This window comes from Methylobacterium sp. J-048 (assembly GCF_022829515.1).
Classification (GTDB): domain Bacteria; phylum Pseudomonadota; class Alphaproteobacteria; order Rhizobiales; family Beijerinckiaceae; genus Methylobacterium.
This window is the reverse complement of sequence record NZ_JAKSYL010000146.1, coordinates 41,982-64,619: the sequence shown is the minus strand read 5'-3', so window position 1 is coordinate 64,619 and position 22,638 is coordinate 41,982. Positions and strand designations below refer to the sequence as shown.

Below are 22,638 nucleotides of genomic sequence, written 5' to 3'. Positions count from 1 at the left end.
GCGCCAGGCCCGAGGTATGGCCCTATGAGGCGGCGCGATGTCCTGGCAAGCCTCGGCGGCGCGGCCGTTTGGCCGGCAACGGGGTGTGGCCAGACGCAGGCTCGCCGCCGGCTCGGCGTGCTCCTGGTCTACGGCGAGAGCCATCCGGACGTGCCCGTCATCGTCGGCACGCTCAAGGATAGCTTGCAGAAGCTCGGCTGGATCTGGGGGCGGAACCTGACGGTCGACCTGCGGTATGGCGACGGCAACAGTGAGACGATGCGCCGTCAAGCCAGCGAACTGCTGGCCCTGAAGCCCGATCTGGTCTGCGCCCAGGGTGTGGTCGGAACGACCGCCATCCAGCAGGCGACCACGACCACACCCGTGGTGTTCATTCAGGTGCAGGATCCCGTCGGCGGAGGTCTGGTCACCAGCCTGTCGCGGCCGGGCGGCAACCTCACCGGCTTCACCAATTTCGACTACACCTTCGTCGGCAAATGGCTGCAGCTCCTGAAGGAACTCAGCCCCGAGGTCAGGCGGGCCGGCGCGATCATCGATCCGGATTACGGCACACGCTTTGCCGGTTACGCCGCCGAACTGACACGGATCGGTCCGGAACTGGACATCCGCGCCGAAGCCATCGGCGTGCACGACGCCGCCGAAATCGAGCAGGCCATCACGACCCTCGCCGAGGTGCCCAAGAGTGGCCTGATCGTGCTGCCGGATGCGGTGACCGGCGTCTACAGCCGCCAGATCATCGCCCTCGCAGCCCGGCATCGTCTGCCTGCGGTTTACGCCTACGCCGCCCAGGTTCGCCTCGGCGGCCTCGCCGCCTATACGACCGATGTGGCCCGGGACGTCCAACTGGCCGCCGGTTATATCGACCGCATCCTGAGAGGCGCGGCCGTCGGCGATCTGCCCGTGCAGGCGTGCGAACGATTTTTGACGGTGATCAATCTGAAGACGGCCGGATCGCTGGGGCTGACGATCACGCCATCGCTGCTGGCAAAAGCCGATGCGTTGATCGAATAGGGAGAGCCGGTGGCTTCAGTCGGCAGGCCTGACTGTGCAGAGTCCGAAGAAAGCGATGCCTCCGTATGCGGCGAATTCGGCTAAGCTGCCAGATACCAAGGCTCGGTATCCGCTCCCAGGGTGAGCATAAATCATCCCGTTGAAGGCGGCGACGAAGCCGCAGCCAGCCAGAACGGTCCAACGGCGCGCAAGGGCGAGCGAGGGATGTCGATGACGCTCACACGTCCCATCTCCGATCCAGTTGCATACCAGATAGCGAAATGAGCATGTCACAATAGCCAAGCTCGGATCAGCTGGTGGCCGCTCGTACCGGTTGTCGCGCTCTAAAGCCCGAAGATGCCGTGAAGTCTCTCTCAAGCTTGAGCCGAACCCTGGCCGCAGGCATCCAGGCCCTCCGCCGGGACTGGTGCCGCCATGACTGGCAGCGCGACGGCGAACTCATCCGCGGGCCGGGGAAGCGGTGACCGGCCGCGGAGCAACGCTATCGCTGCGCGAGATGTGGGACGCTGAGGCAGGATGGCATTTTCTGATGACTCGACGCCAGACCGCCGACACGGCAGCATCGCCGCGACCACGCGGACGTCAATGCCTTTGTCTCGTCGAGGTGGCGATGCCTGATCTTCGCTGGGTCGCGGGCCCCGTCCACTGCACCGACCTCGTGGACGAGAACGGCAAGGTGTTCGGCTATGTCGGGCCGCTTGCGACGGGCGCCCGGGGCTACATCGCCCAATCCGGATCGGAATGGCCACCGCGTCCCGCAGCTTTCACCGATCACCCAGATACGGAGGCGGCGCGCGTCTGGGTCGTGGCCGAGGTCGCCAGGCGATCGTTCCGACCCATCCAAGTGATCCGGGACACGGACGGGCCGCCGGATGCGTGAATGACACGATAATACCGAGCGGATACGGCCCGACGTCCGGATCGAGGTAGACTCAGCACGCCGACAGCGCGGAGAAGCGCTATGCCAATGGGCAATATAGGCCCACGCGAACGCGGGCTCGCGTCCGCTGGAACTTTAACAGGGTCGATCAAGATTGCGCCGGTGGCGCTCCCAAGGGGAATCGAACCCCTGTTTTCGCCGTGAGAGGGCGACGTCCTAGACCGCTAGACGATGGGAGCTTTCCGGCGGCGCGCAGGTGCTATAGCCACGCCCCGCCGGGTGAGCAAGGGGCTTCTCGCGAGATTCCGAGGGGATCGGTGCGGATGGGGCGCGGATAGGAGTCATGGTGGACGCAAACGACGGGGCGCGGGTCGGGATTGTCGTGGATGGGGGGATCCGGCTCGATCGGGCGCTTGTGGCCCTGTTCCCCGACCTGTCTCGTGCGCGGTTGCAGGATCTCGTGCGTGATGGACGGGTGAGCCGAGACGGCACCCTGGTGCGCGATCCAGCCGTGAAGGTCGCCGCCGGCGCACAGATCGCCCTGGAAGTACCGCCTCCGTTGGCTGCTGAGCCGGTCGGGGAGGCCGCGGACCTGGCGATCACGTACGAGGACGACGACCTCATCGTGATCGACAAGCCGGCGGGCCTGGTGGTCCATCCGGCGCCGGGCCACGAGAGCGGCACCCTGGTCAACGCGCTGATCGCCCATTGCGGCGCCAGCCTGTCGGGGATCGGCGGCGTGCGCCGGCCCGGCATCGTCCACCGGCTCGACAAGGACACGAGCGGGCTGATCGTCGTCGCCAAAAACGACGCGGCCCATCATGGGCTCACGGCGCAATTCGCCGATCACGGCCGGACCGGGCCGCTAGAGCGGGCCTATGCGGCCCTGGTCTGGGGTATCCCGCAGCCGCGCACGGGAACGATCCAGGCGAGCCTGGCCCGCTCGCGGCATAACCGGGAGAAGATCGCCGTCGTCTCGGACGAGTCCGGTCGGCACGCGGTGACCCATTATGCGGTCGCCGCGACCTATCCGGAGGTCTCCTTGGTGCGCTGCCGCCTGGAGACCGGGCGCACGCACCAGATCCGCGTCCACCTCGCCCATCGCGGCCATCCGCTTCTCGGGGACCCGGTCTATGGCGGGGCCTTCCGGACCAAAGCGGCGCGATTGTCACCGGCGGCGCGCGACGCGCTCGCGGCGCTCGGACGCCAAGCCCTGCACGCCGAACTGCTGGGGTTCAGCCACCCGCGCACCGGGGAGACGCTGCGGTTCGAGAGCCGGATTCCACCCGACATCGCCGCGCTGGTGGATGCTCTGGGGAAAGCTTGAACGGCCAAGACGGGGTCGGAAACAGAGCCTGTGGCGCGTGCGAAAGATCACGCCGCCCCGCGTCACATCGTGACATGGTACGACCATTCGGCAGGTCGCGCGTTGATGGCGATAAGGCTGTCCCCAACCGCTACCAGTCCGACCGGTTTGTCCGTATGACATGGGTGGCCGGGAGGGTTGGCTCAAGAGCGGCCCAAGTTGACGGCACTGTTGCCCGTCGCGTCCGCCCAACAGGGGGACAAGAGTCCAGGAGAAAGCCATGGCCGGTGCGCTGCCCGTGCTCGCCAATGAAGGTGGCCTGTCGCGCTACCTCGACGAGATTCGCAAGTTCCCGATGCTGGAGCCGACGGAGGAGTTCACGCTGGCCAAGAGCTGGCGGGATGCCGGCGACCGTGAGGCCGCGCATCGGCTCGTGACCTCGCACCTGCGCCTCGTGGCCAAGATCGCCATGGGCTATCGCGGCTACGGCCTGCCGATCGGCGAGGTCGTGTCGGAGGGCAATGTCGGCCTGATGCAGGCGGTCAAGCGCTTCGATCCCGACAAGGGCTTTCGCCTCGCGACCTACGCGATGTGGTGGATCAAGGCGGCGATCCAGGAATACATCCTGCGCTCCTGGTCGCTCGTGAAGATGGGCACCACGGCGAACCAGAAGAAGCTGTTCTTCAACCTGCGCAAGGCCAAGGGCAAGATCTCGGCGCTCGACGAGGGTGATCTGCGTCCCGATCAGGTCAAACAGATTGCAACCCGCCTGGGCGTGCCCGAGCAGGACGTGATCGACATGAACCGGCGCTTGTCCGGCGATACGTCGCTCAACGCCCCCCTGCGCGAGGAGGGCGAGGGCGAGTGGCAGGATTGGCTGGTCGACAACGCCCCGAGCCAGGAAACCGTGCTGGCTCGCGAACAGGAAGGGCAGAACCGCCTCTCGGCCCTGCGCGATGCCCTCGGTGTGCTGAATCCGCGTGAGCGGAGGATCTTCGAGGCGCGGCGGCTGGCCGAGGATCCGATCACGCTCGAGGATCTGTCCGGCGAATTCGGCGTCTCCCGCGAACGCGTCCGGCAGATCGAAGTCCGCGCCTTCGAGAAAGTGCAGGAAGCGGTGAAGCGCAACATCGCCAACCGCGAACTGCCCCGCACCGGCATCGAGGCTCACTGATCGGCGGAGCCGGCGCACAGGGATGCGCGCCGAATTCAGCGCTACTGCCAAGCGTCGAAGGCGCTCTGCAGCACCTGAGCGCCGGCACTCCCCTTCTCGAAGGTGAGCACCGCCCGCTTGCCCGAGGTGTAGCGCACGGCGAGATCGAACCAGTTGCGGTGCAGCAGCAGATCGGTGTTGCGATCGACGTCGTTCTGAAGCGACGACAGACCGATCAGGAACAGGTTGTCCCGAACCCGGACCGGCAGGCCGGAGAGCGGGGAGCCACGTCCATTCTCGTCGTCCTTGGCCTGGAGCAGGCCGACATCCTGCACCGTCCGCGCCGCGTCACCCGTCTGGCTGAAGACGAGGCTCACCGTGTGCGAGGCCGGCAGCGTCGCGTCGAGGTTGCGCTGGATGGTCATCACCAGCGTCTGCCCGGCATCCGGGATGGTCACGGTCGCGACCACGGCATTCTGGAGCGGCTGGCCCTGCTCGCCGTTCACGGTGTCGAGCCGCCAGGTCACCCGACCGTTGGTCTTCGTCGGCTGCGCGTTGTCGGCGCCCGTGGCTTCCTCGATCAGCTCGGCCCGCTGGGCAACGGAAAGGTTCGGCTGAGCCGGCGACGGCGCGATCCGCGCGGTTGCGCCGGTGTCCTGACGCGCCGCGGCCCGCGGCGCAGGGGTCGCCTCGCCGCCGACCCGGTCGCCGAACTTGGTCTCGGTGTCGGTCTGCTGGGAATCCGCCGTCTCGGTGCCGTTCGACGGCAGGTTCTGGGGCCGGTCGCGGAGCATGAAGGCCGCTACGGCGATCAACCCGATCACCACCGCCAGCACGCCGCCCACGAAGGCATTGCGCAAGATGTGGGAACGCCCGGACCGCGGCGGTACCACTTCGATGCGCGGACGCTGGCGGCCATTGCCGGCATCGCCCGACGAAGCGGCGAGGTCGGGATCCTCGAGCGAGGCCGCCGGCTCGGCAACGGGCTGCGGTTCCTCGGGCACGGCCGACGGGCCCGGCCCGGATCGCGGCGACGAAATCGCGATCTGCGCTTCGCGCGGTTCCGGCTCCGCCGTGGGAATGACCCGCGCGAAGGGCGGTATGGCGGCCGGAAGGATCGGTTCCGGAACCTTCACCGGCTCGGGCTCTGGCTCGGGAACGGCAGGTTCCGGCGGCGATGGCTCCGGGACCTCCGGTGCAACGGCGGGCGGCGGACTTGGATCCGCCGCCACCACGGCGTCGTTGGCCGGAGCCGGCAGGCCGCCGTGATCGATCTCCAGCCGCTCGATCGCCGTGTCGAGCGCCCGGCGCTCGAGATCGATGTCGGCTTCGGAAAGCGGCGGATCCAGCGAGCGCAACTGGCTGAGGAGGGCGTTCCGTGCACGGTCGTACACCGCCTTGCGCAAGGCCGGCGATCGGTCGGGCAGCGCATCGAGCGCGCGTGCCAGAAGCGGGTAATAATCGGCCATGTTGCCCTGGTCCGCCCCTTCGGCCGCTATCCGGCGGGGCCGGTCGAAGGCCGAGGACCGAAGTCCGTGCCCGCCCGTTAGGTCGGTCACGGCCATCGGCCGGTGTGTCGTGTGCCCGTCGCGCGGATCCACACCCGCGAGCCGGTTCCTCCAAAGGTGCGGGGCGGTCGGTCACTGGGACCGCCGCCCCGACATAGGCTGGTTCTAGATCAAGCGGACGCGGGCTGGATACAGGCCGAACAGCAGAAAAGATGCGTCATCAACGGGATAGGGCGCGAGGGGTCAATCCTCGAAGGGATTGTGCATCAGAATGGTGTCGTCGCGCTCCGGGGAGGTCGACAGCAACGCCACCGGCGCCCCGATCAACTCCTCGATCCGGCGGACATACTTGATCGCCTGCGCCGGCAGGTCCGCCCAGGATCTGGCGCCTGCAGTCGTCTCCGACCAGCCCGGGATGGTCTCGTAGACCGGCTCGACCCGAGCTTGCGCCGCTTGGCTCGCCGGCAGGTGATCGATCGTCTGCCCGTCGAGCTTGTAGGCCGTGCAGACCCGGATCTCCTCGAACCCGTCGAGGATGTCGAGCTTGGTCAGCGCGATGCCGTGGATGCCCGAGGTCCGCACCGTCTGGCGCACCAACACCGCGTCGAACCAACCGCAGCGGCGCTTGCGGCCGGTGTTGACGCCGAACTCGCGCCCGCGCGCGCCGATGGTCTCGCCGATCTCGTCGTGCAATTCGGTCGGGAACGGACCCTCGCCGACCCGGGTGGTGTAGGCCTTGGCGATACCCAGCACGTAGCCGATGGCGCCCGGGCCGAGGCCGGAGCCCGTCGCTGCCTGGGCAGCCACGATGTTCGAGGAGGTGACGAACGGATAGGTGCCGTGGTCGACATCGAGCAGCGCACCCTGGGCGCCCTCGAACAGAATGCGCTTACCGGCCCGGCGCTGGTCGTCGAGCAACCGCCAGACCGTGTCGGCGAAGGGCAGGATCTTTGGGGCGATCGCAGTGAGTTCGGCGAGAAGCGCCTCGGCATTCACCTCGTCGATGCCCAGTCCGCGCCGGAGCGCGTTGTGATGGGTCAGCACCCGCTCGATCTTAGCCGGGAGCGCGTCGATATCGGCAAGGTCGACCACGCGGATGGCGCGGCGGCCGACCTTGTCCTCGTAGGCCGGCCCGATCCCGCGCTTGGTCGTGCCGATCTTGAGGCCGGCATTCGCGGTCTCGCGGAAATGGTCGAGCTCACGGTGGAGCGGCAGGATCAGCGTGGCGTTGTCGGCGACCCGCAGGGAGGCGGGCGACACCTCGACGCCCTGGGCCTTGATCCGCTCGATCTCGTCCACGAGATGCCAGGGGTCGACCACGACCCCGTTGCCGATCACCGAGAGCTTGCCGCCGCGCACGACGCCCGAAGGCAGCAGCGCGAGCTTGTAGGTCACCCCGTCGATGACCAGCGTATGGCCGGCGTTATGGCCGCCCTGAAAGCGAACGACGATGTCGGCTTGCTCGGAGAGCCAGTCGACGATCTTGCCCTTGCCCTCGTCGCCCCACTGGGCGCCTACAACGACGACGTTGGCCATGCCTGCCTGCTTACCCGCGACGGAAACCGGGACGTAGCGGCCCGCGGGCGCGGGCTGCGTACGTCGTCTGCCGTTTCCGCGATCCGGGCGGCGAAATCAAGCAAGGCCGCCACATGGCAGCCGGCCTGCTTCGGGAAAGGCGCCTATTTCGCTTCCGTGCCGGGGCTCCGTCCGGGCAGTTCCTGCGGCTTGATCACCGGCATCGAACCGGACTCGTCGGGCTTCACGACGGTGCCCGTGGTCCCGGTATCCGAGGGCTTGATCACGCCGTCATTCTTCTGGAGCTTGTCGCTGAGCGACTGGTCCTTGGGCGGCGCATCGGCGCTCGGACGAACGCGATCCGGCGGCGTCTGAGTTGCCGGCGGCAGGGCCGGATCGGTATCGCGACCCTTTAGGGGCGCGTCCGGATTCTGCGCATAGGCGGGGACCGCAAACAGGGTCGCCGCAAACGCGGCGAGCAGAATTTTCTTCGACAAGACTGGTCTCCCCTCTCGGAAAACGTGTTCCGAGAGCAACAGCCTGATGCCGGATCCGTTCCTATTCGCGGCAAGGCCGGCTCAGCCTTGCCGGGCCGTCTCGATGTAGAGGTCCCGCAGGCGCCGGGTCAGCGGGCCGGGACGGCCCTCGCCAATCGACCGCCCGTCGATCTCGACCACCGGCATCACGAAGGCCGAGGCACTGGTGTAGAACGCTTCCTGCGCTTCGTAGGCCTCGGCCACCGAGAACAGCCGCTCCTCGACGCGCAGATCGGCCTCGGCGGCGAGCTTCAGCACCGAGGCCCGGGTGATGCCGGGAAGCAGGGCGGTCGAGAGCGGTCTCGTAACGAGGACGCGCTCGCGGCTGACGATGAAGGCGGTGGAGGACGAGCCCTCGGTCACGGCCCCGTCCTCGACCATCCAGGCCTCGGCGACCCCGGCCTCGGCGGCCTGCTGCTTGGCGAGAACCTGCGCCAGCAGCGCCACCGACTTGATGTCCCGGCGCTTCCAGCGGAGATCCTCGACGGTGATCACCCGGGCGCCGGATTCGGCGAGCGGGTTGGCCAGCACGGTCTTGGCCTGCGTGAACATCACCACGGTGGGCTCGGTCCCGGCCTTCGGGAAGGCGAAATCGCGCTCGGCCACGCCGCGGGTGACCTGCATGTAGACGAGCCCTTCGCGGACGCCGTTGCGCGCGACGAGCTCGGTCTGCAGCCTCTCCCATCCGGCCGCGTCGTGCGGGTTGCGGATGCCGATCTCGCCCAGCGAGCGATCCAGGCGCGCGAGATGCGCGGCATTGTCGACGAGCTTGCCGTCGATGATCGCCGAGACTTCGTAGATGCCATCCGCGAACAGGAAACCACGGTCCATGATCGGCACGCGTGCTTCCTCGAAGGGGAGGAATGCGCCGTTGAGGTAGACGATGCGGCTCATGGTTTCGGCTCTCTATCCGTCTCTTGCGTCAAACTTCCAGCAGGAGCTTTCGGTCGACCCCCTCGGAGACCAACCGCAAGGTTTTCGGGGTCGCTTACCCGGCTGACGACATTCGGCCGCTGGGCGCCCCAAACGAAGACGCCGGCCAATCCCGAGATCGGTGTCACCAGGGCGGCAATGGCGTAGACGTTGGTGCCTTGTGCAACGGCATATGCGCCGAGCGCGATTGCACCGGAAGCGAGAGCCGTGCCGAGAAACAGGCATAGGTGACGATAGATGCGAGCGTGTGAAGCGTCGGCCACCATTGTCCGCAGCCTGGCTCTCCGTTCGTCATCGTCCGTCTCCAGGGCACGAAAGTAGGCGTCCAGGAAGCGCGCACCGCTGCCCGGCACGACGGCTTCGAGTTCCGTCACCACGCCGAGATCCGGCCAGTCGTTGCCCGACGGCTTCGGCGGCCTCGGCGTCATCTCAGTGTTCAAACACCTTCGCGAAGAAAGCGGCGAAACCAACACATGCGCCGGACACGCCGATCAGCAACGAACCGTAGGACAGCAGCCGCGTGAGGCGCTCCTCGCGTGCAAGCAGCTTCTGGACCCAAAGATCCCGCTCCGACTTCTGCTCGACCAGCGCGACGATACGCTCTGCGGATCCTGGCAGGACCCGCTCGTACTTCTCCAAATCGCCCGGTGCAGGCAGTGCGGAGGAATCGGACATCGCCATCCTATAGCACGCGTTGGGCCTCCCCGGCGCGCTCAGGGCGCGCCGAAGACCCGCGCGAAGATCGTGTCGACGTGCTTGAAGTGATAGCCGAGATCGAAGCATTCCTCGATCTGCTCGGGCGTGAGTGCGGCCGTCACCTCGGCATCCGCCTTCAGCAATTCAAGAAAGTCGCCCTCCCCGCGCCAGACCGGCATCGCATTGCGCTGGACCAGCCGGTAGGAATCCTCGCGGGACACGCCGGCCTGGGTGAGCGCCAGGAGCACCCGCTGCGAATGGACCAGGCCGCCGAGGCGGTCGAGGTTCTTCTGCATGTTGGCCGGGTAGATCAGCAGTTTCTCGATCACGCCGGTCATGCGGGCGAGCGCGAAATCCAGGGTCACGGTGGCGTCCGGGCCGATCATCCGCTCCACGGAGGAGTGGGAGATGTCGCGCTCGTGCCAGAGCGCGACGTTCTCCAGGGCCGGAACGACGTAGCCGCGAACCATCCGGGCGAGGCCGGTGATGTTCTCGGTGAGCACCGGGTTGCGCTTGTGCGGCATGGCCGAGGAGCCCTTCTGGCCCTCGGAGAAGAACTCCTCCGCCTCGAGCACCTCGGTGCGCTGCAGGTGGCGGATCTCGATGGCCAGGCGCTCCAGCGACGAGGCGACGACGCCCAAAGTCGCGAAGAACATGGCGTGGCGGTCGCGCGGAATGACCTGCGTGGAGACCGGCTCGGCGGTCAGACCCATCTTCTCGGCGACGTACTGCTCCACCCGCGGGTCGATATTGGCGAAGGTGCCGACCGCACCCGAGATCGCGCAGGTGGCGACCTCCTCGCGCGCCGCGACGAGGCGGCGCCGATTGCGCTCGAACTCGGCATAGGCCTGCGCGAGCTTGAGCCCGAAGGTCACGGGCTCCGCATGGATACCGTGCGAGCGCCCGATGGTCGGCGTGAGCTTGTGCTCCAAAGCCCGCGCCTTGAGAGCAGCCAGCAGCGCGTCGACATCGGCGATCAGGATGTCGGCGGCGCGCACGAGCTGTACGTTGAGGCAGGTATCGAGCACGTCCGAGGAGGTCATGCCCTGGTGGACGAAGCGCGCCTCCGGGCCGACGATCTCGGCGAGATGGGTCAGGAACGCGATGACGTCATGCTTCGTCACCGCCTCGATCGCGTCGATGCGGGCGACGTCGAACACCGCATCCTTGCCCTTGGCCCAGATCGTCTCCGCCGCAGCCTTGGGCACGACGCCGATCTCGGCCAGCGCCGTGGTGGCATGGGCCTCGATCTCGAACCAGATCCGGAAGCGGCTCTCGGGCGACCAGATCGCCGTCATCGTCGGGCGGCTATAGCGGGGGATCATGGGGGCCTCGGCACGGTCCGGAACTCGTGCGTGCCGGTAGCATGCGCCGCCCAGGCCGCTCAATGCGGTTCGCGCAAGCCCACACCACGCAGGTGCATGGCTTTCGCCACGACCCTGATCAGGGGACCCGGACCCAGCCCGGTCCCATCAGACGCTCCTGGGGGCGGAAACGGGACTTGTAATCCATCTTGCGCGAACCCTCGACCCAGTAGCCGAGGTAGAGATACGGGAGCCCCAGCCGACGAGCCCGGTTGATATGGTCGAGGATCATGAAGGTGCCGGGCGAGCGCCCGGCCTCCTCGGGATCGTAGAACGAGTAGACCATCGACAAGCCGTCCGCGAGCACGTCGGTCAGGCAGAAGGCCAGCGGCGCCCCGAAGCCGCGCCCGGTGATCGCGGTGTCCGGGCCACGCCGCCGGTACGACACGAGATGGGTGTCGACGTGGCTGTCCTCGATCATCATGGCGTAGTCGAGCACGGTCATGTCGACCATGCCGCCATCGCCATGGCGGGCATCGAGGTAGCGGCGGAACAGGGCGTATTGCTCGGAGGCCGGCCGGTTCGGCTCGGGCGTGCCGATCCAGTCGTCGCTGCGCGCCAGGATCCGCCTCTGGCTGGCGCTCGGCTCAAACTCGTCGACCACCACGCGCACCGAGATGCAGGCCCGGCAGGTCTCGCAGGCCGGCCGATAGGCGATGGTCTGGGAGCGCCGGAACCCGCCCTGGGTCAGGATCTCGTTGAGGTCGCGGGCGCGGCGCCCGACCAAGTGAGTGAACACCTTCCGCTCCTCCTGGCCCGGGAGGTACGGGCACGGTGAGGGTGCGGTCAGGTAGAATTGCGGAGTGTCGCGCGGATGGCTCGTCACGCTTGGTCTTAACCCTGCACCGGGTGGTCCTCGCGGCGCCGGCAAACCAGTGTACAGGCGGCGTGGCCGGGCTCAATGCCCTCGGCCGCTCGCCAGGCAAGAATTTCGCCGCACCTCAAGCTTCTCAGCGCGCGTGAACCACGGCCAGGCCGAGAAGCAGGTCATGACCCAGCCGGCGATCCGAGCGCATCAGCCCAAAGGCGATGTCGAGGAACCAAAGCAGGAAGGTCGAGACGGCCACGTAAAAGAGGAGAGCGTGGACGGCCGCCGTGATGAAATCGACCGGACCGCCGCGCTCGGGGGCGACGACGCGCAGTCCCATCAACCGCTGTCCGATCGTGCTCTGCCTGGCACCGCCAACCGTGATCGCGCTGTAGATGATGCCGCTTGCCGGCAGCACCGCGAACAGAGTCCAACCGAGCCCGAACGTCACCACGCCGATCACCGTGATCAGCAGCGTCAGCAACGCGGTGAAGCCGAAGATGAACAGGATGTCGAGGAGGTACGCAACCGTGCGGGCGCCCAGACTCGCGCGCACGAACGGGACGGGCAGCGAGGCCGCGTACTGGGGGGCCGCGAAGCGCTCGGCGTAACCGGGTTGGGGGTTCTGCATGGTGTCGCGTCCTGTAAGCGCGGCTGCATGTCAAAAGGTGGGTGCGGGCCGCATTGGCTGCAAGAGGCGCCTGGATCCGGTTCAAGGCCCCAACGGATCATCGGCTTGGGCATCGGGCGTGTCGAGATAGAAGCGCTTCAGCAGGTAGAGGGAGGAGTCCGACAGGCTATGTCCCTCGGTGGTCAGTGCGATGAGGGTTGAGCCGGCGTCGAACCGGCAGGTCAGCCAGTGCTGTCGGTTGCCCTCCGCGTAGTCGACCCGGACCGTGTCCGCCGGCATCCCAGGCGCCGCCCGAAGCAACCGGATCCCGGCCTGCGGCGCGACGGCCGGCAAAACGCGGCGGCAGATCGCGATCCGTTCCCGTCGCAACGTATCCTGGCAGGCGGCGAGGCCGCCGAGGAAACCCGTTACCGCCGCCGCCCCGAGGAGCCAGCGGCGCCCGTGCCTCACGGGGCGTTGCGCAGGCGCTCGGCGACCCGAGGCGCGTGGTAAGTCAGGATCCCGTCGGCGCCGGCACGCTTGAACGCCAGGAGGGCCTCGACCATCGCGCGGTCGCCGTCGAGCCAGCCGTTGCGGGCCGCCGCCTCGATCATCGCGTACTCACCCGAGACCTGATACGCGAAAGTCGGCACCTGGAACTCGTCCCGTACCCGGCGGATGATGTCGAGATAGGGCAGCCCCGGCTTCACCATCACCGAATCGGCGCCCTCTTCGAGGTCGAGGCGGACCTCGCGCAGGGCCTCGGCCGAATTGCCCGGATCCATCTGGTAGGTGCGCTTGTCGCCCACGAGCGCGGCTTTGGTCCCGATCGCGTCGCGAAACGGGCCGTAGAACGCGCTGGCATATTTGGCCGCGTAGGCCATGATCTGCACGTCGAGGAATCCGGCCTTGTCCAGCCCGGTCCGGATGGCGCCGACGCGCCCATCCATCATGTCCGAGGGGGCGATGATGTCGGTGCCGGCCTCGGCCTGGATCAGGCTCTGCTCCACCAGAACCGCTACGGTCTCGTCGTTCAGGATCGCGCCGTCCTTCATCAAGCCATCGTGCCCGTGGCTGGTGTAGGGATCCAGCGCCACGTCGGTCATGATGCCGATCTCGGGCACCGCCCGCTTCACGGCCCGCACCGCCCGGCAGACGAGGTTGTTGCCGTTGAGCGCCTCCGAACCCGTCGGGTCGCGCAATTCGACCTCGGTGAAGGGAAAGAAGGCGACCGCCGGGATCCCCAACCGCGCCGCCCGTTCGGCGTCGCGCACGATCTCGTCAACGGAGAGCCGCTCGACCCCGGGCATCGAGGCGATCGGCTCTCGCCGTCCCTCGCCCTCGATCACGAACATCGGCCAGATCAAGTCGTCGACCGTCAGCGTGTTCTCGCGAACCAGTCGGCGGGCCCAATCCGCCTTGCGGTTGCGGCGCGGACGCTGGGTGATCTTGAGACGTTCCGGGCGACCGCTCTCGCGTGCGGCCTCCAGGGCGATCGGGCGCGGCTCTGGCAAGATGTCTGACATGCGGCTTCGGTATCGTGCGCGCGGAGAAGCAGAGGATCGCGCGGCGCATCGGCGCTGGGAGGGTCGGACTAGCATACCGTCTAGGCCCGGTGAAATCAGGCCGTTGACGCAGGGCGCCGGAACCGCTTCAACCCGGCCCTCCCCCGCACTTGGATCCCGGCCTCCCGACGATGAAGCGGTCTTCTGCACCCCCGAGCGTCCCGTAGTGCCCGGCTCCTTCCCGATTCGGCGCAAGGGACCCCGGCCCGGAGACCCGCCGACCGACCGGATCGAGCGCGCGCAAGGGCCAGCGCCGGGGACGTGGGACACGGTGCTCGTCTGGTTCATGCGGGTCACCGCGCTGTTCTGGCTGATCAAGAGCATCGCGTCCTGGGCGACGATCCTCGATGTGCTCCCGGGATCGCGGCCCTTCGAGATCGAGCCGTTCGGGCGGCAGGCGGCGATCGTCTACTTCGCCGTGGTGGATGCGGCGGCGGCCATCGGGTTGTGGCTGACGAGCGCCTGGGGCGGCGTGATCTGGCTGTTGGCCGTGACATCCGCAATGACGTTGGCGGTGTTGACCCCACAACTCGTGCCGATGCCGGTGCCGTTGCTCGTATTCGGCCTGACCGTCGTACTGATGTACTTCCTGCTGTCCTGGCTCGCTGCGCAGGAGGCACGGTGAACGAACCGTTCTGATCTTCGCTTCAGTTTGTCTTTACCGCGAAGAGTAAATCGGGAATTCATCCTGTCGCTTAAATCGCCTTTCATTCCCGACCCATAGCTTAGCCATCATCAGCGGCACCGGATCGAACGGAAGCCGCAACATCAGACGGTGAGGCAGACGATGAAGACCCAGAGCGCCCGTGTCGCGAAGAGCGAGGCCCCGGAAGAAGTCCCGTCCGCCAAGGGCTCCTACCTGGAGGCGCTCCACCTGGTGGAGCGTCTGCACCGCCGGCTCCTCGATGTGATCAAGGACGAGTTCGAGCGGCGCGGCCGGGAAGACGTCAACAGCGTCCAGGCCTTGCTCCTGTACAATATCGGCGACAAGGAGCTGACCGCGAGCGAGCTGCGGACCAAGGGCTACTATCTCGGCTCCAACGTCTCCTACAACGTCAAGAAGCTGGTCGAGGCCGGCTACCTGCATCACGCCCGCTCGAAGACCGACCGCCGCTCGGTCCGGATCAGCCTCACCGACAAGGGCCGGCAGATCCACGAGATCATCCAGGGGCTCTACGACAAGCACGCCCGCACGATCGCGCCGATCGGGGGGATCTCGGACGACGATTTCGGCCGGTTGAATACCGCTCTGGGGCGTCTCGAGCGCTTCTGGACCGACCAGATCCGTTATCGGCTCTGATCCGCGCGCTTCACAGGTTTAGGAGACCTGCGATCCCGGCGATGACCGCGTAGGCGAAGCCGGCATTGATGGCGACGCCGAACACGCCGATCACCAACCCGCCCATCACGACGAGGCCGTCGCGCTCGACGAGGCCGAGGCCCACGAGACAGACGGCAAGCCCCAGAGGGATCTGCCCGACGATCGGCGCGGCCACGATCAGCGCCAGCGCCAGCGCCAACAGGGCGATCCCCATGCCGCGCATGCCCAGCGCGGTCTCGAACACGCTGACCCGCGGGCGGGACCAGCGCTCCAGGCGCCGCAAGATCGGAACCGCCCGGGTGACGGCGCGCCGCACATCGGTGAGCGCGATCGATCGGCCGAGCAGGATCCGGGGCAGCCACGGCGCCGACATCCCCGCAGCGATCTGAACCGCCACGAGCAGCAGCAGCAGGCCGCAGATCAGCGGGATCGGCGGCGGCATCGGAAGGCAGTTCGGCAAGCCGAGCAGCACGACGAGCAAGGCGAAGGCGCGATCCCGCAGGACCGCGACGATGTCGCCGACGGTAAGGCGCTCCCCCTCCTGGCTCGCCAGCACAGTGAGGACGTCCGACGTTCGTGCACCGGCAGTCAAGGATCCGCCAACCTTCGCTGTCCTGGCGCGGGCTCTAGCCGAGATCACCCGGCAGGCCAAGCGCGGGGCGCCTCCATGCACGACGGGGCGCTGTCGATCACAGCCGCCAAACTTCAGATGATCAAAACAATCCCTTCAATAAACCTCACGTATACGCAGCCCAATCAACAGCATCCTGGATTGCGTCAGGGTCATTCCAGCGCAATGTCTAAGATCTTCCCAGCGCATCGCCGGCAAAAAACGCTACGCGCACCATGAAACAACCTTAGAGTTACGGCTTGCCGACGGAGGCCGACTCATGGGCACGTCACGAGCCTCGCTGACGTGCCACGGGAGACGAACATCAACCGTCTCGGTTGCCATGCTGCTCATCGCCGCGCCCGCTTCGGCCGTCGGCGGGGAGATCGACGCCCTGCTGTTCGGGAGTCTCGATGCAGGAGCCGCCACGTTCCTGACCGTTGGAGCCAAACTCGGGCTCGGGCCCCTCGACCATGACGGCTTCGTCGCGCTGACGAGCGTCGGCAGCGGTCGGCAACGGGAACGCGGCGACTTCGGCCTCCCGCGCACGCGTTACGCGTTCAGCGCCGCGGCGGTGCTCGGCTATCAATGGTTCTTCGATTGGGGCGTGGCGGCCATCTTCTCCGGTCCCGAAGGTTCGATCGAGATGCTGGTCGACCCGCGTGCCCTGGCCGCCTTGCCGGCCGCGTATGGCCTGCGCCTGCACGGCGAGATCTGGGCACGCCCGACCGAGAACACGCTCCTCCAGGCGACCGCCATCCTGGGCTCGACGCGCAGCAGCCTGTGGACGCGGTTGGCCTGGGGCTATCGGGCGTGGGGTGCCCATATCGGCCCGGAGGTCAGCGTCTACGGCGACGAGACGGGCTACCGGAAATGGAATCTCGGTCTGCACGCGACCGATTTCGCCATCGCCCGCTACAGTTTCCGTGTCTCGGCCGGTCTCCAGACCGAGTCGGGCCGGCGACGCGCATCCCCTTATGTGGCGCTGGCGGTCTGGTCACCCTGGTGAACGGGTTCGGGCTCGGCCGTGAGAGATTCGAGGAAGCGGGCCGCATCCTGCCGGATCTCGGCCCGGCGCTCGTCCGCCATCCCGCGAAGCGTTCGATACGGCATCGCCATGCGCTGGTTACCGGCCAGCCTGTCCGCGTTCTCGATCAAAAAGTTCCAGTAGAGGTAGTTGAACGGGCAGGCATTCGGCCCCGCCTTGAGCTTCACATCATACGCGCAGCCGGCGCAGTAATCCGACATCCGGTCGATATAGGCGCCCGAGGCCGCGTAGGGCTTCGAGCCCATCACGCCCCCGTCGGCCCACAGCACCATGCCGTGGACGTTGGGCAGTTCGACCCATTCGTAGGCGTCGGCGAACACGATCAGGTACCATTCCTCGACCTGCGCCGGGTCCAGGCCTGCGATCAACGCGAAGGTGCCGGTCACCATCAGGCGCTGGATATGGTGGGCGTAGGCGTGGGCCCGCGTATCCGTCACCACGTTGGCAATGCAGTTGAGCTTCGTCTCCCCCGACCAGTAGAACCACGGCAGGTCCCGGTCCGCGCCCAGCGCGTTGGTCTCGCGGTATTCGGGCATCCGCGCCCAGTAGACGCCGCGGACATATTCCCGCCAGCCGAGGATCTGCCGGATGAAGCCCTCGACGCAGTTGAGCGGCGCGGCTCCGTCCCGGTAGGCCCGCTCGGCGGCCCAGCAGACTTCCTCCGCGGTGAGAAGGCCGGCGTTGAGAGGCGGCGAGAGCAGCGCGTGGTAGAGGAACGGCGCGCCCGCCTTCATGGCGTCCTGGTAGTCGCCGAAGGTCGGCAGGCACTGGTCGATGAAGTGCTTGAGGGCGGCCAGGGCATCGGCCCGGGTCACTGGCCAGGAGAAACGCGCCAGGTCGCCAAAATGGCCGGCGAACTCGCGCTCGACCAGCGCGATCGCCTCCCGGGTGATCGCGTCCGGCTGGAAACCGATCCGGTCCGGCAGGCGGTGGCCTTTGGGCAGGCGCTTGCGGTTGTCGGAATCGAAGTTCCATTGGCCACCGACAGGTTCGCCGCGATCCATGAGCAGGCCGGTGCGGCGGCGCATGCCACGGTAGAACGTCTCCATCCGCAGATGATGGCGCCCGTCGGCCCAGCGGGCGAAATCCTCGCGCGGGCACAGGAAGCGGTTGTCCGAACGGATCTGCACCGGAACGGGCAGCGTCTCGCGCCAAGCCTGCATCATCTCCCAGACCCGCCACTCGCCGGGCTCGGTGACGACGACCCGCGCGGGCGCGTGGCGCACCACCGCGCGTTCCAGCTCGCCGGTAAAGCTGCCGGTATTGCCGGGATCGGTCAGGCGGACATAGTCGACCGTGATCCCCTCGGCCTCCAGCTCGGCCGCGAAATGGCGCATGGCGGCGAACAGGAAGGCGATCTTCTGCTTGTGGTGGCGGACATAGGTCGCTTCGTCCCGCACCTCGACCAGCAGGACGACATCCTGCGCGGGGTCGAGATCGATCAGGCTCGATACCCGCCGGTTCAGCTGATCGCCGAGAACGAACCGGAGCGTGCCGCCGGTCCGCGATGCGGATTGTGCCGGCACCCGTCAGCCCTTGGTGCGCAGGGTCGCGCGGCCGCCATCGACGCCGATGACCTGGCCGGTGATCCAGCCCGCCTCGTCGGAGACCAGGAAGGCCGCGAGCGCTCCGACATCCTCCGGGCGGCCGAGCCGCTGCAGGGCGTGCATGGCGGCGATCCCCTGGGCCAAGGTCTCGTTGCCGGTGATGGCGGCGGCGAGCGGCGTCCGCGTCAGCGAGGGCGCGACCACATTGACGCGAATCTGCGGGGCGAGCTCGGCCGCGAGCGAAAGGCCGAGCCCCTCGACAGCACCCTTGGCCATCGCCACGGAGGCATGGGCTGGAAAGCCCTGCGCGACGGCCACCGTCGAGAACAGCACGATCCCGGCGCCCGACTCCCCGGCGCCGGCTTTCAGTGCGCCGGCCGCGGCCTGGACGGCCGAGAAGGCGCCGAGGGCATTGATCCGGAAGTCGTTCTCCACATCGGCCCGGGTCAGACGCCCGAGCGGACGCAGGTTGATCGTGCCGACCGCGTAGACAAGGCCGGAGAGCGCAGGCCCCGCCGCCTCGCTGGCGGCAGCGAAGAAGTCCGGATCGCCGACATCGCCGGCCGTAAACGTCGTCTCGCCGAGTTCGTCAGCCGCGCGCGACAGTCGCTCGCTATCCCGAGCCGCGAGGTGAAGGGCATAGCCGCGGGCTCGCAAGGCTCGCGCGGTCGCCAGGCCGATGCCGCCCGTCCCGCCGTAGATCAGAACCTGTCGCACCTGCGGCCCTCTTGCTACCCAACCTGCCTCGGACAAAGTAAGGCCGGTGGCGCCCCCGGGCAGGCGGCAGGCCGTCCCGCTCCACGTTCACAAGGTCGCAGGCGGCAAGCATGAAGTTCGCGTTCGCCGGCATCGACTTCCTGGGCGGCGTGTTCGAGGGCCTGGTCGAGGCCGGCTGGAAGCCGATCAAACTGTTCACCCGGCCCTGCGACGGGATCTACGACCACAACGACGTGCTGGTCGCCCGCGCCCGTTCGATGCGCCTGCCGATCCAGCTGTCGCGCATCCGCGAGCGGGACATCGAGGCCCTGCAGGCCGAGCACGGCAAGGATTGGGCGCTCGTGGTGGCGGGCTATCCCTGGCTGGTGAAGGGCTGGCGCGGCCGCGCCGCCTACGGTCTGAACATCCACCCCTCCCCGCTGCCGACCGGGCGCGGGCCCTATCCGCTGTTCCGGGCGGTGCTCGACCGCTACGAGACCTGGGGGGTCACCGCCCATGTTCTCGCGGACGGCTTCGACACCGGCGATATCCTGGCCCAGGACATCTTCGGCCTCGAGACCACCGAATCCCACGAGACCGTGCTGGCCAAGTGCCAGATGGCGGCCCGGCGGCTCGCCACCGGACCGCTCGGCAAGGAGCTTCCCGCGCGCTGGCGCCGCGCCGAGCCGCAGGGCGACGGCTCCTACTGGCCCCGGGCCACCGATGCCGACAGGACCCTCGATTTCCGGCAGGAAGTGGAGCCGATCCTGCGCCGGGTCCGGGCCTTCGGCACCGTCGAGACCATCGCCCGGCTGGGCGATGCGCGGGTCTACGTGGCCGAGGCACAGGGCTGGCGCGAGCGTCACCCGCATACGCCCGGCACCGTCGTGCACCGCCATCGCCGGCACGTCGTGATCGCCGCGCTGGACGGCTACGTCCAGATCACCCGCTGGTCACCGGTGCCGCTGGCAGAGTCCGCTCAGGTCGGTCGCTGAGGCGCCGGGAACACATTCGTGACGGGCGGTGTTTCAGCCGATCCCGATCGTCACGGAGCCTGCCATGTCGACACGCGCAAGTCTCGCCGCAGCCCTCGGTCTTGCCGTGCTGTACACCGGCACCGCCTTCGCGCAGGGCGTAATCGTCGAACCCGACGATTTCGGCCCGGACGACGAGGTCGTGGTGCGCGACTACATCGTGAGCCGCCCGGTCGGCCCCGGCCCGATCGTCGGCTCGATCCCGCTGCGGCCCGGTACCATCGTACCGGAGGACGTGCGTCTCGCCCCCTTCACGGACGCGCCGAACCCGCGCCTGCGCCGCTACGGCTATTTCGTGGCGCCGGGCGACAAGGTCGTGGTCGTGGATCCGGCGACCCGCGCGGTGGTGCGCATCTTCGATCGGTGAGGCCGGTTCGCCTTACGGCCACCGATCCGCTAACACCCCGGTGCAAGCGAATAAGAAACGCGCTCCGGGGGAACCACCATGAAGGCCAAGCCATCCGCACTCTCGGGCGAGACGCTCCTCGTCTCGGTGCTGCTGCTTTTGTCGGGCGCGATGCTGTTCGAGTGGATCGTCGTCTCGCCCGACAGCCCGGGCTCCGCGCTCCTGCGCGTGATCGGCGCCGCCCTCGCGGCCTTCGTGGCGATCCTGCCGTTCCGCAAGGCGTGAGAGCCGTGCTCACCAGTCGCTGAGAGCGGCGCGTTTCCAGCGGTCTGGGGCGACGCAGCGATACTCGAATGCCTCGTCCCAGGCGTGGTCGCCGGGTGTGCAGGCCTCCCGGCTGCTTTGCGGCGGATTCGGTCGCGCCTCCCGAACCGACGCCGCCTGAAGCTGGCCCGCATCGCTCACCCGGAAGACCGGCCCGCTTGCCGTCCCGTAGACCAGATCCCGCCCATCGAAGCCGAGGGTGCGCCCAAAACGCCCCTCGCGGTTTCCGTCGAGCGCGATCGATTGGCCCGATCCCAGCAGGATCGGCGCGCCGGTGAATCGTCCGGCGGCCGTGTCGATCCCGATGCCGTAGGTCCCCTCCCCCTGGAACGAAACGCCCCGGTCGGTCACCGAGCCCGTGAGATTGCCCATCAGGATACCGTAGCCGGTATGGGCGCCCGCCACCCCGCCGGTGGAGATCTGCAGGCCGACCCGCTGGCGGTTGCGGTCCGTCGTCGGCGATTGCGCCGACACATCGACCTCGGCGCCGATGCAGGAGGCGACCGGGTCGGCCTCGTCGGTCATGTCCACGCAGTTGAAATTGCCCGCCCAGGACGGTCCCACCGGGCCGATCCCGTTGGCCTCCTTGAAGATCGTGCCGTTGACGGCGAGGTTCTGCGCGCCCGTGCTGGCGAGGCTGCGATTGTGCAGTTCGCCCGTGATCGTCCATTCGTAGCCGGCATTGTGCGGGCCCGACGAACCGAGCGCCCAGAGCGCCTTGTAGGTATGGCCGGGCACCCCCGACCCATCCGGCACATGCCGATCGACGCGCAGGGTCGAGACCGGGTCGAAGCCCGGGGGCCGGTTCCACAGGAAGGCGTGACCGCCATCGAGACCCGGCAGACCGGTGCCCTGGACATCGCGGGAGAAGCCCGGCGGCCAGGGCATAGCCTGACCCATGGCGGGCGGCAGCCCGAGCGCCTCCGCGGACAGGCGCGCGGGACAACTCGCCAGGATGAGGCAGGGCAGGATCCTCAGGCCGGGGTGGCTGCGCATGATCATCTCCCGTTGTCCGACAAGGCTCAGCGCCGACCGGGGCTTTACGCCAAGCTTGGCTGGTCCCAGCCGCAAAAGCCATGATCGACAGGCCTGCGCGAGGCACCACAGACGGGACTGCGCGTTTGGGTCCCAGGATGCACGATCCTCACGCATCGCCCCATCGAGACAAGGAATGCGCCCCATGTCGAAGTCGCTGCGATTCCTGCGAAACTGGTTCCTGGTTTCGATTCCGGTCGGGCTGTTCGTCGGCAAGTTCATCAAGGCGGGCAAGGGGCCGCCGCTGCGCGACGACGAGCGCCGGTAGGATCTGAGGCCCATCGCGGGCCTGGGACGATCGACCGGCCGCTTCGCGCTCGGCCGCGGCACTTCCGCCCGAAGCCTAAGGGCCATCAGCCCATACTTTATTTTCCTACAAATCCAGCTCTGATCAATCGATCATTAGTATTTTTGGAGCAATTTTACTGACATCGCGCCATCTTGGCCGGTATCGTCAGGGTCATTCGGCCATGCCCCGCAACGCCAGGCCTCCGATCGCCTTCGTCGAGCGCCGGACCAGCGCCCGCACCGCGACGGCCCTTCTGGCCTTCGCGCAGCACCCGGACGGATCGCGCTTCCCCTGCCGGGTCCAGAACCTCTCGGACGGCGGCGCGATGCTGGAATTTCTCGGCACGCAGGTCGTGATGCTGGAGACGGCGTTCGACCTCGTGCTGGCGAATTCCGATATGCGCTACGCGGTGAAGCTCATCTGGCGGAAAGGGCGGACAGCCGGAGTTCTGTTCTGTGTGTAAGCGATGCCTAGACTTTACGTGCCATCAGGAAGCGTAGTCT

General features: G+C 67.7%; 27 protein-coding genes and 1 tRNA gene. 12 read left to right on the top strand and 16 right to left on the bottom strand.

Annotated features, from left to right (window positions below; genetic code table 11):
- Positions 1–24: 24 nt before the first annotated feature.
- Both MKL09_RS14085 and MKL09_RS14080 read left to right on the top strand, forming a co-directional pair.
- Entirely contained in the window at positions 25–1,011 is a 987-nt protein-coding gene (locus tag MKL09_RS14085; RefSeq protein ID WP_244020955.1) for an ABC transporter substrate-binding protein, read from the top strand.
- A gap of 610 nt (positions 1,012–1,621) precedes the next feature.
- Positions 1,622–1,891 (top strand): hypothetical protein, encoded by a 270-nt coding sequence (locus tag MKL09_RS14080; RefSeq protein WP_244020953.1) that lies wholly within the window; start codon positions 1,622–1,624, stop codon positions 1,889–1,891.
- A 163-nt stretch (positions 1,892–2,054) separates the two neighbouring features.
- Here the strand turns inward: MKL09_RS14080 and MKL09_RS14075 are convergent.
- A tRNA-Glu gene (locus MKL09_RS14075) sits at positions 2,055–2,130 on the bottom strand.
- A 104-nt stretch (positions 2,131–2,234) separates the two neighbouring features.
- Here MKL09_RS14075 and MKL09_RS14070 point away from each other — a divergent pair.
- Together MKL09_RS14070 and rpoH are read left to right on the top strand one after the other, a co-directional pair.
- Complete coding sequence (locus tag MKL09_RS14070; RefSeq protein ID WP_244020951.1) at positions 2,235–3,218, top strand: RluA family pseudouridine synthase; 984 nt, start codon at positions 2,235–2,237, stop codon at positions 3,216–3,218.
- Between the two features lie 259 nt (positions 3,219–3,477).
- Positions 3,478–4,371: an RNA polymerase sigma factor RpoH gene (gene rpoH / locus MKL09_RS14065; RefSeq protein ID WP_244020949.1), complete on the top strand. Its 894-nt coding sequence runs from the start codon at positions 3,478–3,480 to the stop codon at positions 4,369–4,371.
- A 41-nt stretch (positions 4,372–4,412) separates the two neighbouring features.
- Here the strand turns inward: rpoH and MKL09_RS14060 are convergent, their stop codons facing one another.
- The 11 genes from MKL09_RS14060 to hemB form a co-directional block, all read right to left on the bottom strand.
- Positions 4,413–5,819: a histidine kinase gene (locus MKL09_RS14060; protein ID WP_244020947.1), complete on the bottom strand. Its 1,407-nt coding sequence runs from the start codon at positions 5,817–5,819 to the stop codon at positions 4,413–4,415.
- A 282-nt stretch (positions 5,820–6,101) separates the two neighbouring features.
- Complete coding sequence (locus MKL09_RS14055) at positions 6,102–7,394, bottom strand: adenylosuccinate synthase (RefSeq protein WP_244020945.1); 1,293 nt, start codon at positions 7,392–7,394, stop codon at positions 6,102–6,104.
- Between the two features lie 143 nt (positions 7,395–7,537).
- Positions 7,538–7,870 (bottom strand): hypothetical protein, encoded by a 333-nt coding sequence (locus MKL09_RS14050; protein WP_244020943.1) that lies wholly within the window; start codon positions 7,868–7,870, stop codon positions 7,538–7,540.
- An 81-nt stretch (positions 7,871–7,951) separates the two neighbouring features.
- Positions 7,952–8,803 (bottom strand): D-amino-acid transaminase, encoded by an 852-nt coding sequence (locus MKL09_RS14045; protein WP_244020941.1) that lies wholly within the window; start codon positions 8,801–8,803, stop codon positions 7,952–7,954.
- On the bottom strand, positions 8,800–9,282 hold the full coding sequence (locus MKL09_RS14040; protein WP_244020939.1) for a hypothetical protein: 483 nt from the start codon (positions 9,280–9,282) through the stop codon (positions 8,800–8,802). Before MKL09_RS14040 ends, MKL09_RS14045 begins: the two co-directional genes overlap by 4 nt.
- Positions 9,272–9,517 carry a DUF2335 domain-containing protein gene (locus MKL09_RS14035; RefSeq protein ID WP_244020937.1) on the bottom strand — a complete coding sequence of 82 codons (246 nt, stop codon included), beginning with the start codon at positions 9,515–9,517 and terminating at the stop codon, positions 9,272–9,274. The genes MKL09_RS14040 and MKL09_RS14035 overlap by 11 nt, the downstream gene beginning before the upstream one ends.
- Positions 9,518–9,555: 38 nt before the next feature.
- On the bottom strand, positions 9,556–10,863 hold the full coding sequence (gene purB, locus MKL09_RS14030; RefSeq protein ID WP_244020935.1) for an adenylosuccinate lyase: 1,308 nt from the start codon (positions 10,861–10,863) through the stop codon (positions 9,556–9,558).
- A gap of 118 nt (positions 10,864–10,981) precedes the next feature.
- A complete protein-coding gene (locus tag MKL09_RS14025) occupies positions 10,982–11,728 on the bottom strand; it encodes an arginyltransferase (protein ID WP_244020933.1) in 747 nt (248 codons plus the stop codon).
- 124 nt (positions 11,729–11,852) lie between these two features.
- Positions 11,853–12,341 carry an RDD family protein gene (locus MKL09_RS14020; protein ID WP_244020931.1) on the bottom strand — a complete coding sequence of 163 codons (489 nt, stop codon included), beginning with the start codon at positions 12,339–12,341 and terminating at the stop codon, positions 11,853–11,855.
- 81 nt (positions 12,342–12,422) lie between these two features.
- Positions 12,423–12,620 carry a hypothetical protein gene (locus MKL09_RS14015; RefSeq protein WP_244020929.1) on the bottom strand — a complete coding sequence of 66 codons (198 nt, stop codon included), beginning with the start codon at positions 12,618–12,620 and terminating at the stop codon, positions 12,423–12,425.
- Between the two features lie 167 nt (positions 12,621–12,787).
- Complete coding sequence (gene hemB / locus MKL09_RS14010; RefSeq protein WP_244020928.1) at positions 12,788–13,846, bottom strand: porphobilinogen synthase; 1,059 nt, start codon at positions 13,844–13,846, stop codon at positions 12,788–12,790.
- 205 nt (positions 13,847–14,051) lie between these two features.
- Here hemB and MKL09_RS32200 point away from each other — a divergent pair, with 205 nt between their 5' ends.
- Together MKL09_RS32200 and ldtR are read left to right on the top strand one after the other, a co-directional pair.
- On the top strand, positions 14,052–14,510 hold the full coding sequence (locus MKL09_RS32200) for a DUF6163 family protein (RefSeq protein ID WP_409566932.1): 459 nt from the start codon (positions 14,052–14,054) through the stop codon (positions 14,508–14,510).
- 162 nt (positions 14,511–14,672) lie between these two features.
- Complete coding sequence (gene ldtR / locus MKL09_RS14000; RefSeq protein WP_244020924.1) at positions 14,673–15,185, top strand: transcriptional regulator LdtR; 513 nt, start codon at positions 14,673–14,675, stop codon at positions 15,183–15,185.
- A gap of 10 nt (positions 15,186–15,195) precedes the next feature.
- On the opposite strand, the gene MKL09_RS13995 is transcribed toward ldtR, so the two are convergent.
- A complete protein-coding gene (locus MKL09_RS13995) occupies positions 15,196–15,798 on the bottom strand; it encodes an exopolysaccharide biosynthesis protein (protein WP_279605871.1) in 603 nt (200 codons plus the stop codon).
- A gap of 361 nt (positions 15,799–16,159) precedes the next feature.
- Here MKL09_RS13995 and bcsS point away from each other — a divergent pair, with 361 nt between their 5' ends.
- On the top strand, positions 16,160–16,825 hold the full coding sequence (gene bcsS, locus MKL09_RS13990; protein WP_244020920.1) for a cellulose biosynthesis protein BcsS: 666 nt from the start codon (positions 16,160–16,162) through the stop codon (positions 16,823–16,825).
- Here bcsS and MKL09_RS13985 read toward each other — a convergent pair.
- Positions 16,792–18,390, bottom strand: a complete 1,599-nt coding sequence (locus tag MKL09_RS13985; protein WP_244020918.1) for a cryptochrome/photolyase family protein — start codon at positions 18,388–18,390, stop codon at positions 16,792–16,794. The two genes, bcsS and MKL09_RS13985, sit on opposite strands and share 34 nt — an antisense overlap.
- 3 nt (positions 18,391–18,393) lie before the next feature.
- On the bottom strand, positions 18,394–19,128 hold the full coding sequence (locus MKL09_RS13980) for an SDR family NAD(P)-dependent oxidoreductase (protein WP_244020915.1): 735 nt from the start codon (positions 19,126–19,128) through the stop codon (positions 18,394–18,396).
- 110 nt (positions 19,129–19,238) lie between these two features.
- Between MKL09_RS13980 and MKL09_RS13975 the strand changes: the two genes are divergently transcribed.
- From MKL09_RS13975 to MKL09_RS13965, 3 genes are all read left to right on the top strand, one after another.
- On the top strand, positions 19,239–20,102 hold the full coding sequence (locus MKL09_RS13975; RefSeq protein WP_244020914.1) for a formyltransferase family protein: 864 nt from the start codon (positions 19,239–19,241) through the stop codon (positions 20,100–20,102).
- Between the two features lie 64 nt (positions 20,103–20,166).
- Positions 20,167–20,508, top strand: coding sequence for a hypothetical protein (locus tag MKL09_RS13970; protein WP_244020912.1), 342 nt, complete (start codon positions 20,167–20,169; stop codon positions 20,506–20,508).
- Between the two features lie 78 nt (positions 20,509–20,586).
- Positions 20,587–20,772, top strand: coding sequence for a hypothetical protein (locus tag MKL09_RS13965; RefSeq protein WP_244020910.1), 186 nt, complete (start codon positions 20,587–20,589; stop codon positions 20,770–20,772).
- A 9-nt stretch (positions 20,773–20,781) separates the two neighbouring features.
- Here MKL09_RS13965 and MKL09_RS13960 read toward each other — a convergent pair whose 3' ends face one another.
- Positions 20,782–21,807: a hypothetical protein gene (locus MKL09_RS13960; protein ID WP_244020909.1), complete on the bottom strand. Its 1,026-nt coding sequence runs from the start codon at positions 21,805–21,807 to the stop codon at positions 20,782–20,784.
- Between the two features lie 184 nt (positions 21,808–21,991).
- On the opposite strand from MKL09_RS13960, the gene MKL09_RS31995 reads away from it, so the two are divergent.
- Positions 21,992–22,114, top strand: coding sequence for a hypothetical protein (locus MKL09_RS31995; RefSeq protein ID WP_279605869.1), 123 nt, complete (start codon positions 21,992–21,994; stop codon positions 22,112–22,114).
- Between the two features lie 202 nt (positions 22,115–22,316).
- On the top strand, positions 22,317–22,598 hold the full coding sequence (locus tag MKL09_RS13955) for a PilZ domain-containing protein (RefSeq protein ID WP_244020908.1): 282 nt from the start codon (positions 22,317–22,319) through the stop codon (positions 22,596–22,598).
- Positions 22,599–22,638 lie beyond the last annotated feature (40 nt).

Bases quoted from the DNA above. Each gene is read 5' to 3' on its own strand.
- rpoH (WP_244020949.1), top strand. From the start codon at position 3,478: ATGGCCGGTGCGCTGCCCGTGCTCGCCAATGAAGGTGGCCTGTCGCGC.
- MKL09_RS31995 (WP_279605869.1), top strand. From the start codon at position 21,992: ATGTCGAAGTCGCTGCGATTCCTGCGAAACTGGTTCCTGGTTTCGATT.
- hemB (WP_244020928.1), bottom strand. From the start codon at position 13,846: ATGTCAGACATCTTGCCAGAGCCGCGCCCGATCGCCCTGGAGGCCGCA.
- MKL09_RS14020 (WP_244020931.1), bottom strand. From the start codon at position 12,341: ATGCAGAACCCCCAACCCGGTTACGCCGAGCGCTTCGCGGCCCCCCAG.
- MKL09_RS14070 (WP_244020951.1), top strand. From the start codon at position 2,235: ATGGTGGACGCAAACGACGGGGCGCGGGTCGGGATTGTCGTGGATGGG.
- MKL09_RS14060 (WP_244020947.1), bottom strand. From the start codon at position 5,819: ATGGCCGATTATTACCCGCTTCTGGCACGCGCGCTCGATGCGCTGCCC.
- MKL09_RS14045 (WP_244020941.1), bottom strand. From the start codon at position 8,803: ATGAGCCGCATCGTCTACCTCAACGGCGCATTCCTCCCCTTCGAGGAA.
- MKL09_RS13960 (WP_244020909.1), bottom strand. From the start codon at position 21,807: ATGCGCAGCCACCCCGGCCTGAGGATCCTGCCCTGCCTCATCCTGGCG.
- MKL09_RS14085 (WP_244020955.1), top strand. From the start codon at position 25: ATGAGGCGGCGCGATGTCCTGGCAAGCCTCGGCGGCGCGGCCGTTTGG.
- MKL09_RS13970 (WP_244020912.1), top strand. From the start codon at position 20,167: ATGTCGACACGCGCAAGTCTCGCCGCAGCCCTCGGTCTTGCCGTGCTG.
- ldtR (WP_244020924.1), top strand. From the start codon at position 14,673: ATGAAGACCCAGAGCGCCCGTGTCGCGAAGAGCGAGGCCCCGGAAGAA.
- MKL09_RS13975 (WP_244020914.1), top strand. From the start codon at position 19,239: ATGAAGTTCGCGTTCGCCGGCATCGACTTCCTGGGCGGCGTGTTCGAG.
- MKL09_RS14015 (WP_244020929.1), bottom strand. From the start codon at position 12,620: ATGCCGGCGGACACGGTCCGGGTCGACTACGCGGAGGGCAACCGACAG.
- MKL09_RS14035 (WP_244020937.1), bottom strand. From the start codon at position 9,517: ATGTCCGATTCCTCCGCACTGCCTGCACCGGGCGATTTGGAGAAGTAC.
- MKL09_RS13965 (WP_244020910.1), top strand. From the start codon at position 20,587: ATGAAGGCCAAGCCATCCGCACTCTCGGGCGAGACGCTCCTCGTCTCG.
- purB (WP_244020935.1), bottom strand. From the start codon at position 10,863: ATGATCCCCCGCTATAGCCGCCCGACGATGACGGCGATCTGGTCGCCC.
- MKL09_RS13955 (WP_244020908.1), top strand. From the start codon at position 22,317: ATGCCCCGCAACGCCAGGCCTCCGATCGCCTTCGTCGAGCGCCGGACC.
- bcsS (WP_244020920.1), top strand. From the start codon at position 16,160: ATGCTGCTCATCGCCGCGCCCGCTTCGGCCGTCGGCGGGGAGATCGAC.
- MKL09_RS14055 (WP_244020945.1), bottom strand. From the start codon at position 7,394: ATGGCCAACGTCGTCGTTGTAGGCGCCCAGTGGGGCGACGAGGGCAAG.
- MKL09_RS14080 (WP_244020953.1), top strand. From the start codon at position 1,622: ATGCCTGATCTTCGCTGGGTCGCGGGCCCCGTCCACTGCACCGACCTC.